Genomic DNA, 16364 nt, shown 5'->3' with positions numbered 1-16364 from the left:
TCTCATTATTCTTTCTTTAGCACTTCAAATTTCCTTTGCAGCTCTTCCCCGTTCTCATCCACCAGGGTAATGGTGTGTATGCCCGGCGCGGGGTGCAGGGCTACCTGGTGAAACTCCGTGGTGGCGCCTACATAGGTGTTGTCCAGGTGCCAGTAGATGTGCGCGGCCGTATTGCGGTGCGTGGCGGTAAAAATGGTTTGCCCCGGTTTCCCGTCTATTTCTATGGGTACATAAATGCGCGCATTGGGGCGCGGATAGATCAGCTCCATGGGTGGCTTGTCCTGGTACAGGGAGGCCAGGCAGTCCGGCTTATACGACGGCAGGGGCAGGTAGCTGTTTTTGGTACGGTAGTAAAATTCCATGGCGGGCGGCAATACAAACCAGGCTTTGTGCTGCATTTGCCCCGGCGCTTCGCAGTTGGCCGTTACGCGGTATTGCCCGGTATGGTCCAGGTGCACTAGCTGGTGATAGGTGCATACGCCGGTGCGCAGGCCTGCTGCCGGCACCCACAGGGAATCTTTGTCAGGGCAGAGTTCCGATGCACGGTGGCCGCTCTGCCGGCATACTTCAATTTTACGCAGCTTGCTGTACGGGGTGGAAAACCAGTTGCCGGTGTGCAGCAGGCGGAAGATGTCAAACAGCACCGGCGCTGCGGTAGATACGCCTATCAACCCCGGGCGGCCCTCCCCGTCTGCATTGCCTACCCATACGCCTACTACATATTGCGGTGTTACGCCGATGGCCCACCCATCCCGGAAACCGAAGCTGGTGCCTGTTTTCCAGGCAATGCGCTGGGTGGAGGAAAATTGCTGCCACAGCAGCTCTTCCCCGGGGCGCATCACTTCCTCCATGGCCTGGAAGGCGTACCAGATAGCGCCGGCATCCAGCACACCGGCTACGCCGGGCTTGTGTTGGGAGGGGCGGCGCATATCCTGCCGGTAGTTGGGCGGGTGAATATCATCTGCATCATACTTACCCTGGTATTGGTCCTGGTGCAGCAGTATGCGGGCCATGCTGGCGTACATGCCGGTCAGCTCCCAGAGGCTGGTTTCGCCGCCGCCCAGTATCATGGAGAGGCCGTAATGATCCGCCGGGCGTTGCATGGTAGTGATGCCCATCTTCTTCAGCAGCGCATGAAAGCGCTCATAGCGGTACTCCCGCAGCATGCGCACGGCGGGGATGTTGAGGGAGCGGGACAGCGCCCGCGAGGCCGGTACGGCGCCGTCAAAACCCAGGTCAAAGTTTTGCGGGGTATAGCCGGCTATCTGTGTGGGAATGTCCGGCACCAGCGTGTGCGGCAGCAGCAGCCCATCTGTAAGCATGGCAGCGTACAGCAGCGGCTTGAGGGTGCTGCCGGGGCTACGCGGGGCCTGTATAATGTCTACATGGCTTTCCAGCTCCAGATCACCGGGATGGTAAACATTGCCTACATAGGCCAGGGTATTGCCGGTCTCCACGTCCAGCACCAGGGCGGCGGCATTGTTGATGCCGTTGGCCTTGTACTGGCGGTGGTAGCGTTCCACGATGCTGGCGACGTTCCTTTGCAGGGCTGCTTCCACGGTGCTGCGGATGCGGGTGCTGCCATCCTGTGCGGTGTGATCTTTCCGGAAGCGGTCCAGCAGGTGGGGCGCCCATTGCGGCAGTGGCAGCGGCTCCGCCGGCAGTGGCTCCAGCTTGGAGAGGCGGCAGGTAAGGCTGTCAATATAGTGCCGCTGCTGCAACTTGTCCAGCAGTTGGTTACGTTTGGCCGCCAATAGCTGGCGGTTGCGGCCGGGGTGCACCAGCGCCGGGCTGTTGGGCAGTACGGCCAGGGCGGCCATTTCCCCCCAGGACAGTTGTTCCGGGCTGCGGCCATAATAGCGCCAGGCGGCGGCCTCCAGGCCTACCACATTACCCCCGAAAGGCGCATGGCCGGCATACAGGGCCAGTATCTCTTTCTTGGAACGGGCAAATTCCAGGCGGGTGGCCAGTACGGCCTCCACCATTTTTTGCCAGAGGTTGCGCGGCTGGTTGCGCGCCAGGCGTATCACCTGCATGGTAAGGGTGCTGCCCCCGCTCACCACCCGGCGTTGCCGCAGGTTCTGCTTTACGGCCCTGGCCAGCGCCAGGGGATCAATGCCCCAGTGATAGTAAAATCGTTTATCCTCGTAGGTGGTAATACAGCGGGCGAACTTTTCCGGTACTTCGTCCCCGGCAGGGAAGCGCCACTGCCCGTCTGCCGCAATGGCGGCGCTGAGCAGCCCGCCGCCGGCATCTTCTACTACAAAGGAAGTGGGCGCGTTGAATAAATGGCGGGGCAGTATGCAATAGTAGCCCAGCAATAGCCCGGCAGCTCCTGTCAACCACCATTTCCTTGCCTTTACCCAACGCGCCCACCTGTCCTTCATTATTAATTATTAATGCTTAATTATTCACTACTACTTCACAATCTCCACCCACTTGCCCGGCACAAAATCCTGTATGGTATTATCGTACATGGCCCCGCAGGAAGTGGCCGGGAGATAATAGCGGCCCAGGTAAGCGGCATTCAGCAGCACATTGTAAGTATGCGTTTTCCGCTCTTCCAGGTTAAAGTAGGTATACACCCGGTCGTCGCGTATATCCATGTAGGTGAACGGCGACTGGGAAAATGCGCTGTCGCTTTCCAGCAGGCGGGTGTTCAGTATCTCCCAGCCGGAGGGGAATACCTGGTTCAGCGCCATTTGCTCGTAGTAGCCGCGGTTGCCCGGGTTACGAATGGTGACGGTGGCCATAAAATCGGTGCCCTGGTGCAGGGTGGCCGGGTCCAGCGGCTGCCCGTTGCGGGTGCTGTACCGCACCTGTATGCTCAGCACTTCCGGGTGGTGCGTAGCTTCCGGCTCCTGGCCGGCATCCGGCTGCCCCTGCAGGATCAGGCGGGCGTACAGCACGTTCTGCCCCTTGTTCTGCAGGCTTAGGCTGCCGTTGTCGCCATTGAAGGTAACAGGCACCTGGGTGATGAAACCGTCGCTTTTTACGGTGCCTTTGCTGCCGTTCAACTGGTAGCTGAAATCCATTTTGCTGCTGCCGGTATTGCTGCCGCAGTAGCGGGCAATGGCAATGAGCGCATAGGCGGTGGTTTGCGTGCTGTACCAGTTTTCCTGCGACAGTTGTGCCGCGATCTGTTTAACCAGTTCGCCTGCTTTGTTGCGCTGGCCCATGGCGGTAAGTGTTTCCAGTATCATGGCCCGGTCGCGCAGGTCGGAGCCGAAGGTGCCGCCTAGCTGGTTGTATGGTTTGATATCGGTGCTCAGCCCTTTCACCAGGCTGTTGGCTACTTCCGGCTGCCCGCTGAGGCGGTAGGCTGCCGCCAGCCGCCATTTGGCCGCATCGGAAAGGTATTGGAACGCTTTCAGGCGGTTCATAGCGCCCAATTCCGGCAGCTTGGCCAGGGCCAGCAGGTACAGGCGGTAGGCCTGCACCAGGTCGCCGCCATAGAAATTGTAGGTGCTGGGCGCCCAGGTAGCTGCTTTGTTGCGCTGGTATTTCTTCCACTGGTCCAGCAGCCCGGGCGGCAGGGCATAGCCTTTGGCCTGTGCTTCCAGCAGGAAATGCCCGGCATAGTTGGTACCCCATTCATTGGAAGTTTCCTGCCCGGGCCAGTAGGCCAAACCGCCATCCGATGCCTGGAAGCCTTTGAGCCGGTTGATGCCGGCCTTGATGTTGCGGTCTATCTCCGCCTGCCGCGAGGGCGACAGGTCGGTAAGCTGGGGCAGCACCAGTTGCGGGAATACGCCGGAGGTGATCTGCTCCACGCAGCCGTAGGGGTACTGCACCAGGTAATTCAGCCGTTTGGCCAGGTTCAGCGGGGGAATGGTAGACACTTCCAGCATGCCGCTGTTGGTGCCGGCCATGCCTACCGGGCTGAAGGAGGTGCTCCAATCGCTGCCGGCCTGCAGGGTATTTTCCAGGGTATTGGTGATCACGGGATTGGGGTTGCGCACCTGCAGCTCCGTGGTCTCTTCTGCCCGTTCGCTGCCGCTGGCGGCGCTTACCTTTACTTTGGCGATGCCGATTTGCGGTTTTACGCGTACTTCAAAATATACCAGTTGCTCGCCCGGCTGGGGAAAGCTAACGGTTTTGGTGCGCTCGCCCACTACTTCCAGCAGCTCATTGGTGCTGAGGGTAACGGTGGCGTTGCGGATATTGTTCTCCAGCCCGAACACGGTGACCGGCAACTGGATGGTTTCTGAAGGGCCCAGCACGCGCGGCAGGGAAGTGAGCAGCATAAGCGGCTTTTTCACGGCGGCGGTCTTTTCCGCGGCACCATAGGCGCCGTCCTGGCCGGCCACTACCATGGCTTTTACGGAGCCGATGTAGGGCGGCAGCTTAAAGCGGTGCGTTTGCGTTTGTCCCCGTTTCAGGTGGAAGGGCCCCATGAATTTCACCACCGGTTTAAAGCGGTTGGCTTTGGCGCTGCCGGCGCTCCTGTCCAGTCCCTCGTCACCGCCTATGGTGAGGATGCGTTCCACATCGGCGCCCCAGGCGCCTATCACGTAGTCAAACAGGTCCCAGGTTTTTACGCCCAGGGCTTCGCGCGCATAGAAGGCGCTGTGCGGGTCCGGTGTTTTAAAGCGGGTCAGGTCCAGCAGCCCCTCATCTACCAGCGCCACGGTGTAGGTCATTTCCTTGCCCCTGGCTTCTGATACGGAAATACTGGCTTCCTGCTCCGGGCGTAGTGTGGCCGGCAGCTTTACTACCGGCTGTAAAATAGTATTCGGGTCTTCCACGGCTATGGGAATGGTGCCATACATGCGGATGGGCAGGTCGTTCAGCGTTTGCGCATGCGGTTGCAGCAGGCTCACGTTCACGTATATATTAGGCGCCATGTTCTTTTCCGCTTTGAAGCGGTACACCGTCTGCCCTTTTTCGGTCTTGATCCATTCCGTGCGCAGCACGCGGCTGCCGGATTCAATGCTGATCAGCCCGCGCCCGCCTTCGCTGCTGGGGATCGTGAGGGTCACCTGGTCGCCTACGTTGTATTGGGTCTTGTCTGCAGTAAATACCAGCATGGCTGCTTCGGAAGGGTTTTCCTTTTGCATGCGCTCGGCCCAGCCAGGCCAGTCAATGTACACGGTTTGCCCGCTGGTATGCCCGCTTTGCAGGTCCTTTACCCTTACCAGGTAGCGGCCCCAGTCCGGGTAGCGCACCAGCAGGTTCCAGTTGCCTTTGCCGTTGTGCAGGGTGATGGTCTCTTTCTGCAGCAGTTGGTTATAGCTGTCCTGCGTGAAGTTGCTGAACTCACTTTCCCCGCTTTCGTCCCACCACCAGCGCCAGCGTACCTTGTACAGTTCTACCTGCACCTCGCGGTTGCCGGAGAGCAGCCTGCCCTGTTCATCCACATTCACAATGCTTACGGGGTGCGCTTTATCCGTGAGCAGCATGCCGGTCAGCCGGTCGCCCTGCGGAATGCGCAGGCCCGCGTAGGAGGCAAAGGGATTATAGGGCATGGAAAAATGATCGATGCTGAAATCGCCGCCCGGCTCAAATACTTTCACTTCAAAATTGGCTTTCAGTTGTCCCGGCGCCAGCTTGCCCAGTGGCAGGTCTGCGCGTACGGGTGCGGTGCCGTTATCGCCGAGCGCCCCTTCAAACAGTGTTTTTTCTTCTGTTTCAAAATGCGTGACGGGATCGTCAAAACTATAGCCGCTAAACTTCGGGAAGCTGGTGGTTTGCGAGCGCAGGGTTACATCTACCTTGGCTTTCAGGTTTTGCGCGGTAGCGCCAAACAGCCAGGCGGCGGAAAGGGTGCCTGCGGCCGGCGTTGTTTTGGACAGCGCGGCCTGCCCGAAGTCCAGGTTTATTTTCAGCCGGTTGGGTTTTACGGTCTCTATTTTCAGGTTCCTGGTAAATACCGCGCCGCCTACTTTTACCTTGGCGGTCCAGTTGCCGGTAAGGTCTTCCGGCGCGGTGGCGGTGGCAAAATTATAGAAGCCGTTCAGGGAGCGCTGCTGGTTCAGGCGCTTGTACAGTTGTCCTTTCGGCGTATACAGCTCCAGCATCACCGGGTGGTTTTCCGGCAGTTTTTGTTCCTTGTCCTCCATTATAAAAGTGAGGAAGAGGGAGTCGCCGGGGCGCCATACGCCGCGCTCACCGTAGAGGAAACCTTTAATGCCGTTCTGCACTTCCTCGCCTTTTACATCAAAGCGGCTCAGGGGCAGGGAACTGCCGTCGTCCAGCTTCAGGTAGCCGCGTTCGCTGCCTTTTTTGGCAATGAGCAGCCAGGGCTTGCGTTTCAACTGGAAGCTGGCCAGGCCTTCCCCGTCGCTCTTGGTCTTAAAGATCACCTGCTGCTGGTAGTCCAGCAGTTCCAGCTCCACGCCTATCAGCGGGTTGGTGTCGCGTATATCCGTTACTGCTACCACCATGCTGTTATCATTACCGCGTTTGGCGGTCAGCCCGATGTTGGAGGAAATGATATTACGGGAGGCCCATTTGTCTTTGCTGTAGTAGGAATTGGAGCAGGGGTCCTTGCGCTCCTCCCAGTTATAGCCATAAGGATAGTAGCTGTTATAGCGGCGCCAGAAAGCATCGTCTTCATCAATGTCTTCCCCATAATAGTAATAATCTTCATCTGCTGCTTCGTCCGCTTCATCGCCTTCCTTTTCATGGCAGGTTTGCAGGGTGTAATCCTTGCGGAAGCCCAGCGTAACGCGGTAGATGGCGCCCGGCTCTGCACGCAGCAACTTTTCCAGGTCCAGGAAAAAGCGGTTGTGCTTGTGCAGGTTCAGTGATTTGTCTGTATCCAGGCGGATGGTCTTTTCTACCACGGGCTTGCCTACCCGGCGCAGTTCCTGGTCGCCGTTCAGCGTGTTGGTTTGCAGGTATTGTGGAATGTTGTTCTCGTATATTTTGATGATGGTCACATCCACGGCGTTCAGGTTCACGGCTTCAAAGGGCAGGGCCAACTTGTTGCTTTCCGGCAGTATTACGCCGTTACCGGGAATGCTTACCGCCGGCATGGTGTTCTCAAAATTCACATTGCCGGTAATGGTTTTGCCCAGTCGTTTATCCGTTATGTTGATGATACCTTCATTTACGGCAATGGTGTAATTTCCTTCCAGCCGGTCCGGCGCGTATACCTTTACTTCGCTGCCTTCTATGGAGTAGCGCAGGTCGCCCTGCCCGCTGATGCCTATCAGCCCGTCCAGGTTTTGCGCTACGCTGACGGGATCGGAGAACTGTACCAGCAGGTGCTGTTCCGGCTCGGCTACAGCGCGGATGTCCAGCACTTTAAAATCGCCGGTGGCGGGAACTTCAACGGTCTTTTTACCGCTGATGTCCACCTTTAGCGGTTGCCCGTCCCAGCTCAGCTCCAGGTTGCGGGCGGCATTGCCCCGGCTGATGTTGGCGATGGCAAAGCGGGAGGTTTTATCCTGTGGGTTGTGCTGCCAGGTAACGGGCAATGATTTGCCATTGTAATGATTGCTGAGCAGCTTTTCTATCTGCTGCGGGTCTTCCACATCGGCGGTGTGCACCACGCCAGAAAGGGTCATGCGGTCCAGGGTGGCGTTATCAGCGGCCCTCAGCCCAAAGGTTTCCAGTGAGAAAGAAGGCTTGATCACACGGAACTCAAAATCGAAGGAGGATAGATCGTCCGGCACTTTTAGCACTTTGGACAGGTGGAAGGTAACATTGTAAGTTTTGCCCGGCTGCAGGTTCTGGTCCGGCCGGAACTCAATGGTGGTGGCGTCTAGCCAGTAGGCTTTGCCCTCAATATCCGGGCTGAAGTCAAACACTTCAGCTTTCAGCGCTTCATTTTGTGCATGTGTGATATTTACATTCCCGGCGAGCTGCACGCGGATGGTGCTTTGCTTCGAGATCACGCCGGCGGTATAGGCTTCAATGTACTGGGCAAGCGCCGGGCTCATGCCCTTCCGGGCCTGCCGGCATGCCGTGGAAAATAATATTAACAGTGTGCAGGTGGCAATAGCGGCAAGCACCGCGTATTTGGGTTTGGGATACATTCTCTTGAACGCGTTTAGGTGATACATGAAGGTAAATTCCAAAATCCAAATTCCAAAGAGGAAAATTCCAAATAGCAAATAGCAAATTCCAAATCCAAAATCCAAACTTGTGGTCATCCCCCAACTACTGGTAACCGTTCAGGATTATTAGTAGCCTGCCTACATTTTGGAATCTGGATTTTGGGATTTGGAATTTTACACCGGTACCGGTACTGCGGCAGGAGGCGGATTGCGGCCATCCTGGCAATGCTGCCAGGTGCGTTGCAGTTGGTCAAAGAGGATAACGGTGATCTTTTCTTTTTCTGCATTGCTGATGGGAGCTCCTTTTACCTTGCGGTAATAGGTAGGCAGGCTCCAGTTGCATTCTGTGCAGATACGGCGCTTTACGGCCTGTGGCAGCTCCATTAGCTGTTCGTGAATGTGCTGCAGCGGGTTGGCGGATGAATGGAGACGGGGTTTCATGCTCATTAATTTATGGGTAAACAAATGGAGGATCGTATACCTGATATACGAATATTAATAACACATGGTTTTATAAAATGTTTATAAATTTTAAAGAATAACAGGAAAAACTGATTGGGCGGTAACCTTTTAGTATATACGAAGCTACCGGCTGCTGCTCAGGACGCTGCCACTCTTCCCTTCTCCAGCCGCAGCACTTTAGTAACGGCATTAGGTATCTCCTCCTGGTAGTGGGTCACAAATATCATGGTCAGCTCCATGACGGCGCACAGCGTGTCTATCACGCTTTTGAAGTGCTGTTTTTGTTGCGGGTCCAGTCCCTGGCAGGGCTCGTCGAAAATAAGCAGGGGCGGGTTTTTTACCAGCGCGCGGGCCAGCAGGGACAGCCGCTGTATGCTTTCCGGCACCTGTTTGAAGGGCTGTGCCGCATACGCCGCTATGCCCAGTAGGTCCATCCAGCCGCGCGCATGCGCCAGTTGTTCCGGCGTGGCAGTGCGGGTATGGCCCAGCATATCATGAAAACCGGAGCAAACCACCTGCAGGCAATTGTTGCCCGCCGGGAAATACTGGTGCAGCTCCGGGGATACAAAGCCTATCTTCCGCTTGATATCCCAGATGCTTTCCCCGCTGCCCCGCTTGCGGTCAAAGAGGTACAGCTCATTGGCGTAGGCCTGCGGGTTATCCGCATTGATAAGGCTGAGCAGGGTGGATTTACCGGCGCCGTTAGGCCCCAGCAGCGCCCATTTCTCATTGGGTTGCACCGTCCAGTTGATGTCGTCCAGTATCAGGTGCTCCCCGTACAGCACCCGTACGTGCTCCATGCGCACAATGGTCTGGAAGGGGCGCGGCGCAGGATCGATCAGCGCCCGCAGTTGCTCCGCATCTATGGAAGGTGCGGGTGCAGTGGCTGTTGCCGCCGGCAGCTCCCCTTGCCGGAACTCCGAGCGTGTATGCTTTCCTGTTATAACGCCGTGGTCCAGTGTCAGCACATGGGTGATGTTGCCTGGTATCTCGGTGGGGCTGGTCACCAGCAGCACCGTAATACCGCTCTCAATGATGCGGTCCACCATGTCCATAAAATGCTGCCGGGTCTGTACATCCAGGCCGGTAAAAGGATTGTCCAGCATCAGCAGCACCGGTTTTTGCAGCAGCGCTTTGGCGATCATGACCCGGCGGGTTTCGCCGTTGGAGAGCTTGATCAGCTCCTTGTGCATCAGGGGGCCGATGCGCAGGGGCAGCAGCAGCGGGTCTTCCTGCGGCGCTCCGGCTGTTTCGCCGTACAGGTACTGCTGTACGGTAGGCGCATCCGAAGCGTCCATACTGTTAAAGCGCTGTTGATAGTAAAAGTCGGTAGTATTGCTGCGGTTGCGGAAATTATGATGGTGCGCTACCTGCGCTATCAGGTTGCGGTAAGTAAAATACGGGTCCGTAATGGTATGCCGGCGGCGGTATTGTTCATAAAAATGATAGTGAATGCCGCCGTTGATCACGTTAAACTTACCGGCAATGGTGTTCAGCAGGGCGGTTTTGCCCGCGCCGCTGCTGCCTGTAATGGCCCATTGCTGGCCTTCCAGCACCTCCCAGTCCAGGTGGGTGAACAAGGTCTTATCCAGGTATCGTACCGTAATATGTTCCAGCGTCAGAAAGGGTGCAGCCTGCTCGTTCATGATCTGTTGTTTGACATTGCCTGTATGTGATGAAGGGCATAAAATTATAAAAGCTTTACACTAGTTTTATGGCAAATGTTACGGTCTATGCAAAAATTATGGATATGCGCACTGGCCCTGCTGCCCGCTTTTACGGCGCAAGCGCAGCAGCCGGCGCGTAACGCGGCCATCAGCGCAATGGTGCAGCAGGTATCTGCAGACAGTTTACAATCCTATATACACCAACTGGTGAGCTTCGGCACCCGTCATACGCTCAGCAGCACCACGGATAAAAAGCGAGGTATCGGCGCGGCCCGCAACTGGGTGCTGCAGCAGTTCCGCTCCTATGAGGCCGCATCCGGCGGCCGCTTCAGCGCCATGCTGGACACCGTTACCCTGCAGCCCGATGGCCGGCGTATAGACGTGCCGGTAAACCTGGGCAACGTAATGGGCCTCCTGAAAGGCACAGACCCGGCGGACAAGCGCATCTTTATTGTAAGCGGTCACCTGGACAGCCGGGTGTCTGACGTAATGAACCGCACCAGCGATGCGCCCGGCGCCAATGACGATGGCAGCGGGGTAGCGGCGGTGCTGGAAATGGCGCGCATTATGTCGCGGCACGCTTTCCCGGCCTCCATCCTGTTTGTGGCCGTGAGCGGAGAAGAGCAGGGCTTGCTGGGTGCAGACCACCTGGCCGGCAAAGCGGAAAAGGAGCATTGGGAAATAGGGGCCATGCTGAATAATGATATGATCGGGCAAAGCACCTCCAGCGGTACCGACCTGCATGATAACGCGAAAGTGCGTGTGTTCAGCGAAGGTATTCCCGTAACTGCAGACGCCAGGCAATTGCAGCAGATACGCTCCCTGGGCATGGAGAACGACAGCTACTCCCGGCAACTGGCCCGCTACATCAAGGAAACGGGCGAGCGTTATACCGACCAGCTCGAAGTAGTGATGATATACCGCAACGACCGTTTCCTGCGCGGTGGCGACCATACGCCTTTCCTGCGCCGCGGCTTCCCGGCCGTGCGCATTACCGACATGCATGAGAACTACCTGCACCAGCACCAGGACCTGCGCACGGAAAACGATACCGTGTACGGCGACCTGCCGGAGTTTATGGATTTTGAGTACCTGCGCAAGAACACCTGCCTCAATCTCTCCGTGCTGGCCAGCCTGGCCGGGGCGCCTTCCCAGCCGCGGGAAGTAAAAATGGATGTGAGCGGGTTAAGCAACGTAACCCGCCTATACTGGCAGCGGCCCCGCAGCGGCCAGGTAAAAGGCTACCAGGTGCTGATGCGGGAAACTACCAGCCCGGTATGGCAGCGGCGCTTTTTTACCACGGATACGGAGCTGACACTGCCTTATTCCAAGGATAATTATTTCTTTGCCGTGCAGGCCGTTGGGGACAAAGGGCTGGAAAGCCTGCCCGTGTTTGCAGGCCGGTAAAAGAAATGTAAAATCTTAAATGTAAAATGTCAGATGTAAAAGTTGGTTGTCGTGTATTATTAAAACATCAAAGGGTAGTTGAAACATGCCTGCCAATTTTTACATTTTACATGTAAGATTTTACAGTTTAAATTCTTTAAGAAATGACCTGGATAGAAAAAACATTTGACGAGTTGAGCACCGCAGAGCTGTACGCCCTGCTGCATTTGCGGAACGAGATATTCATCGTGGAGCAGCGATGCCCTTACCAGGACCTGGATTATGCGGACCAGGCGGCCGTGCATGTAATGGGATATAATGCCGGTATGGGGCTGGTGGCTTATACCCGGATCTTCGGGCCGGGCGCCCGCGCACATGGCATGCAGCGGGAGATGGCGTCTATCGGGCGGGTGCTGACGGCAGGTGCAGTAAGGGGGAAAGGGATCGGCCGGGTATTAATGGAAAGGTCCATCGCTGTGCTGGAAGCGCGTTTTGGCCGGCAATCCATCCAGATCAGCGCGCAGCAGCACCTGAAAGCGTTCTATGAATCACTGGGTTTCCGGCAAACCAGCGAGATGTACCTGGAGGATGATATACCGCATATCTGTATGATAAGAAGTGGGATGTAGGAAGTAATCCCCTACTTCCTCTTTACTCTTACCTTCACGTCTCCCAGCGGTATGCAGTAAGAGATGGTGTATTGAAAATCAAACTGTGAGCCCTTGGTGCCGCTGCCAAAGCCCGGTATCACAATCGGAGGGAATGCATCGTCCTTCGGCCCGCTGATCTTGATCTTTTCGCGGATGCTCCAGCCCACAAAGAAATTCTTCAGCACTTCCGCCTTAATGCCCAGTATCAGCTCTACCCAGTGCGCGCTGGCATTCCTTTTCGGGAAGCTGCCCGGCAGCTTGTCGCCCCAGTAGGAGTCATAAATGGTATAGGAGGGCGCTTCGTAGCTCATTTGCGCAAAACCATACCGGATGCCGCCGTAGAACATATACCGTTCCCGGGTTTCCTGCTTTTTAAGAAAGTTATAGTCCACACCGGCGGTTAAAAATACACCGCTGCTTTTGTAGGTATAGTTGCTGTCGCTGTGCGACACGCCCTGCCAGCCGGCTTCCGCGGCTATGTACAGGTCTTTCCGGTAACGGTAATCGGCAGCGAAGGAAACATCCGTCCGGTAAGGCTGGAAGGCCTTCACCACAAAGCGGCTGAGGTCTATGCCCAGGCGCAGGCCGCCGGGCACCCGGTAAATGCTGTCCGGTAATACAGGCGCAGGCTTTTTGGCGGCCGCCTGCTGCGCAGCGCTGTCTGCCGGAGGAGCCACCGGCTTTTCCTGGGCCTGTGCGGTTGCCAGCCAGCCGCTAAATGCCAAAATAAAGAGTAATATGCGCTGTATCATTAATGGAAGAGGTTATTGCCCGTTGATTGATGATCAGTGACCGGATGGTATTGGTGGTGCTGATCACCGTATCCAGTGTAAAGAAAGTAGAAAATCCGCAACCCGGCGATATAAAATGCGGTTCCCGGGAGTACCGGAAGGTAAGCGTATCCGGTGTGGAAATGGAATCCACTTTCAGGTAAAAACGGCTGCTGTCCGCTACCGGCGACAGGGGCAGGAAAATATTGGACACTGCCTGTTTCCGGTAGATGCTGTCCTTGATGGTCAGCGCATACAGTGTTACCTGCGTCATCGTGGTGTCCCGCGTGATGCCGGCGCTGTCCCGCAAAAAGCGTATATGGGTATCTGTAGTCAGCGCCTGGTCGCAGACCTTCGTTTCATCGTCGCAGCCTACCATGGCAACCATTATAATTAATAATGAATAATTAATAATTAATAATAATCGTTGGGCGATGTTGCGTGAAACACGGGTATTATTCATTATTAACTGTTAATTATTAATTGTTAATTCTTTCCTCAGAAAGCGGGCGGTATGGCTTTCTGCGCAATCGCTCACAGCCTCCGGGGTGCCGGTGCAGAGAATAGTGCCGCCGCCGGCGCCGCCTTCCGGTCCCAGGTCAATGATGTGGTCCGCCATTTTTATCACGTCCAGGTTATGCTCGATCACCAGCACGGTATTGCCCCGGTCCACCAGCTTGTTCAGCACGTTCAGCAGCAGTTGTATATCCTGGAAGTGCAGGCCGGTGGTAGGCTCGTCAAGAATATAAATGGTTTTGCCGGTATCTTTCTTGGACAGTTCCGTGGCCAGCTTTACGCGCTGGGCCTCGCCGCCGGAAAGGGTAACCGCAGACTGGCCCAGGGTGATGTAGCCCAGTCCCACATCCTGCAAGGTCTTTATTTTCCGGTAAATGTAGCTCACCGGCTGGAAGAACTCCACCGCCTCGTCTACCGTCATGTCCAGCACATCGGAAATGGACTTGCCTTTATAACGTATTTCCAGTGTTTCGCGGTTATACCGGCGGCCGTTGCACTTTTCGCAGTGCACGTACACGTCCGGCAGGAAGTTCATTTCTATCACGCGCATGCCGCCGCCTTCGCACACGTCGCAGCGGCCGCTCTTTACATTAAAGGAGAAACGTCCGGCATTATAGCCCCTGATCTTGGCTTCCGGCACCTGTGCAAACAACTGGCGGATGTCCGTAAAGAAGCCGCAGTAAGTGGCCGGGTTGCTGCGCGGCGTGCGCCCGATGGGCGACTGGTCTATCTCGATCACCTTGTCGATATTTTCCAGGCCTTTGACGCTTTTATAAGGCATGGGCACCAGCTTGGAATTATACGCGTGCCGGGAGAGGATAGGATACAGCGTTTCATTGATCAATGTGGACTTGCCGCTGCCGGATACGCCGGTCACGCAGATAAAGGCGCCCAGGGGCAGCTTTACGTTCACATTCTTCAGGTTGTTGCCCGTAGCGCCTTTCAGCTCCAGGGATTTGCCGTTGCCCTTGCGTCTTTCCGCCGGTACGGCTATTTCCCGCTTGCCGTTCAGGTAGCCGGCAGTGGGTGTGTTCAGTTGCAGCACCTGTTGGGGCGTGCCCTGGGCGATGATCCGCCCGCCGTGTACGCCGGCCCCGGGGCCGATGTCCACCAGGTGGTCCGCGTGCAGCATAATATCTTTATCGTGCTCTACCACAATCACGGTATTGCCCATTTCCCGGAGCCGCTGCAGGGCTTCTATCAGTTGCATGTTATCGCGCTGGTGCAGGCCGATGCTGGGCTCGTCCAGGATGTAGGTGATGCCCATCAGTTGCGACCCTATCTGGGTGGCCAGGCGGATACGCTGCGATTCGCCGCCGCTGAGGGTGCGGGTGGGGCGGTTCAGCGTCAGGTAGCTCAGGCCCACGTTCAGCAGGAACTGCAGCCTTTCGCGTATTTCCTTGAGGATGTCTTTGGCAATGGTGTTCTGCTTGTTGTCCAGCCTTTTTTCAATGCCGCTGAACCAGCCGTGCAGCTTGTCCAGGTCCATTTCTCCCAGCTCCGCAATGTTCTTTTCATCCACGCGGAAGTGCAGGCTTTCCTTTTTCAGCCGGGCGCCGTTACATTCCGGGCAGGTGCTGAGCTGCATGAAGCCTTCGGCCCAGTTGCGCACGTAGTCGGAAGAGGAGTCGTTGAAATAGCGGCGCACCATGTTCACCACGCCTTCATATTCCGTAGCGTAGGCGCCGTTGCCGTTGCTCTCAAAGTCCATATCCACTTCCAGCTTGCCGTTCTCGTCGCCGAACAGCAGCACATTCAGCGCTTTTTGCGGGATGTCGGCAATGGGCGCGGAAAGGGAGAACTTGTATTTGCGGGCCAGTTGCTGCACCTGTTTGAAGGTGAAGGTGTCCCGCGCTTCGCCCAGGGGCACCAGGCCGCCGTCGTTAATGGAAACGGCGTAGTCCGGTATCACCTCGTCCATATTGATCTGGTAGATGGTGCCCAGGCCCTTGCAGCGCGGGCAGGCGCCGTAGGGGGAGTTAAAGGAAAAGGTGTTGGGCGAAGGCTCCTCGTAGGAGAGGCCGGTATCCTCGCACATGAGCTGCTTGCTGTACTGGCTTACCTTGCCGGTATCATTGTCCATAACAAACAGCAGCCCCTTGCCCATCAGCAGGGCTTTCTGCACGCTCTGCCCGATGCGGGCGCGGGCATCGTCCTGCACCTGTATGCGGTCTATCACCAGTTCTATGTCATGTATCTTGTAGCGGTCTACCTGCATGCGCTCTTTCAGGTCCTGTATCTCGCCGTCCACCCGTACTTTCAGGTAGCCCTGCTTGCGCATCTGCTCAAACAGCTCGCGGTAGTGGCCCTTGCGCCCGCGTACCAGGGGGGCCAGTATCACCAGCTTTTTCTTTGCGTAGTATTTGAACAGGTGGGCCAGTATCTCCTCTTCGGAGAAGCGCGTCATGCGCTTGCCGGTGTTATAGGAATAAGCAACACCAATGCGCGCGTACAGCAGGCGCAGGAAATCATATATTTCAGTGATGGTGCCTACGGTGGAGCGGGGATTCTTGTTGGTGGTCTTCTGCTCAATGGAGATCACCGGCGAAAGGCCCGTGATCTTGTCCACATCCGGCCGTTCCATATCGCCGATGAACTGGCGGGCATAGGCGGAGAAACTTTCCATGTACCGCCGCTGTCCTTCCGCATAAATGGTATCAAAAGCCAGGGATGATTTTCCGCTGCCGCTGATGCCGGTGATCACCACCAGCTTGTTCTTGGGCAACTGCAGGTCCAGATTCTTCAGGTTATGCTCCCGCGCGCCGAAAACTGCAATATTGTCATCCGCAGTGGCCTGCACGGCAGGAACCGATGCATTCTTCTTTTTTGACATAAGCATAAGTCCGGGTTCCCGGACTTTGTAAATGTAAAATGTAAAATTCTAAATGTAAAATGTAAAAGTTGGTT

General features: G+C 56.3%; 9 protein-coding genes. 2 read left to right on the top strand and 7 right to left on the bottom strand.

Annotated features, from left to right (window positions below; genetic code table 11):
- Positions 1 to 5: 5 nt before the first annotated feature.
- From pbpC to LX66_RS02625, 4 genes are all read right to left on the bottom strand, one after another.
- Positions 6 to 2387, bottom strand: a complete 2382-nt coding sequence (pbpC, locus tag LX66_RS02640) for a penicillin-binding protein 1C (RefSeq protein ID WP_145710336.1) — start codon at positions 2385 to 2387, stop codon at positions 6 to 8.
- Positions 2388 to 2417: 30 nt separating this feature from the next.
- Positions 2418 to 7985 (bottom strand): alpha-2-macroglobulin family protein, encoded by a 5568-nt coding sequence (locus tag LX66_RS02635; RefSeq protein ID WP_145710335.1) that lies wholly within the window; start codon positions 7983 to 7985, stop codon positions 2418 to 2420.
- A 195-nt stretch (positions 7986 to 8180) separates the two neighbouring features.
- On the bottom strand, positions 8181 to 8447 hold the full coding sequence (locus LX66_RS02630) for a hypothetical protein (protein WP_145710334.1): 267 nt from the start codon (positions 8445 to 8447) through the stop codon (positions 8181 to 8183).
- Positions 8448 to 8605: 158 nt separating this feature from the next.
- On the bottom strand, positions 8606 to 10114 hold the full coding sequence (locus tag LX66_RS02625) for an ATP-binding cassette domain-containing protein (protein ID WP_145710333.1): 1509 nt from the start codon (positions 10112 to 10114) through the stop codon (positions 8606 to 8608).
- Between the two features lie 87 nt (positions 10115 to 10201).
- Here LX66_RS02625 and LX66_RS02620 point away from each other — a divergent pair, with 87 nt between their 5' ends.
- Positions 10202 to 11542: a M28 family metallopeptidase gene (locus tag LX66_RS02620; RefSeq protein WP_145710332.1), complete on the top strand. Its 1341-nt coding sequence runs from the start codon at positions 10202 to 10204 to the stop codon at positions 11540 to 11542.
- A 143-nt stretch (positions 11543 to 11685) separates the two neighbouring features.
- Positions 11686 to 12150: a GNAT family N-acetyltransferase gene (locus tag LX66_RS02615; protein WP_145710331.1), complete on the top strand. Its 465-nt coding sequence runs from the start codon at positions 11686 to 11688 to the stop codon at positions 12148 to 12150.
- Positions 12151 to 12161: 11 nt separating this feature from the next.
- On the opposite strand, the gene LX66_RS02610 is transcribed toward LX66_RS02615, so the two are convergent.
- The 3 genes from LX66_RS02610 to uvrA form a co-directional block, all read right to left on the bottom strand.
- Positions 12162 to 12923 carry a DUF6048 family protein gene (locus tag LX66_RS02610; protein ID WP_145710330.1) on the bottom strand — a complete coding sequence of 254 codons (762 nt, stop codon included), beginning with the start codon at positions 12921 to 12923 and terminating at the stop codon, positions 12162 to 12164.
- Complete coding sequence (locus tag LX66_RS02605; protein WP_145710329.1) at positions 12886 to 13329, bottom strand: DUF6452 family protein; 444 nt, start codon at positions 13327 to 13329, stop codon at positions 12886 to 12888. The genes LX66_RS02610 and LX66_RS02605 overlap by 38 nt, the downstream gene beginning before the upstream one ends.
- Before the next feature lie 84 nt (positions 13330 to 13413).
- Positions 13414 to 16290 (bottom strand): excinuclease ABC subunit UvrA, encoded by a 2877-nt coding sequence (uvrA, locus tag LX66_RS02600; RefSeq protein ID WP_244620266.1) that lies wholly within the window; start codon positions 16288 to 16290, stop codon positions 13414 to 13416.
- Positions 16291 to 16364: the final 74 nt, after the last annotated feature.

The sequence above is a fragment of the Chitinophaga japonensis genome (assembly GCF_007830125.1).
Lineage (GTDB): Bacteria > Bacteroidota > Bacteroidia > Chitinophagales > Chitinophagaceae > Chitinophaga > Chitinophaga japonensis.
The sequence above is the reverse complement of the archived record's forward strand: the minus strand, read 5'-3'. Positions and strand labels throughout refer to the sequence as shown.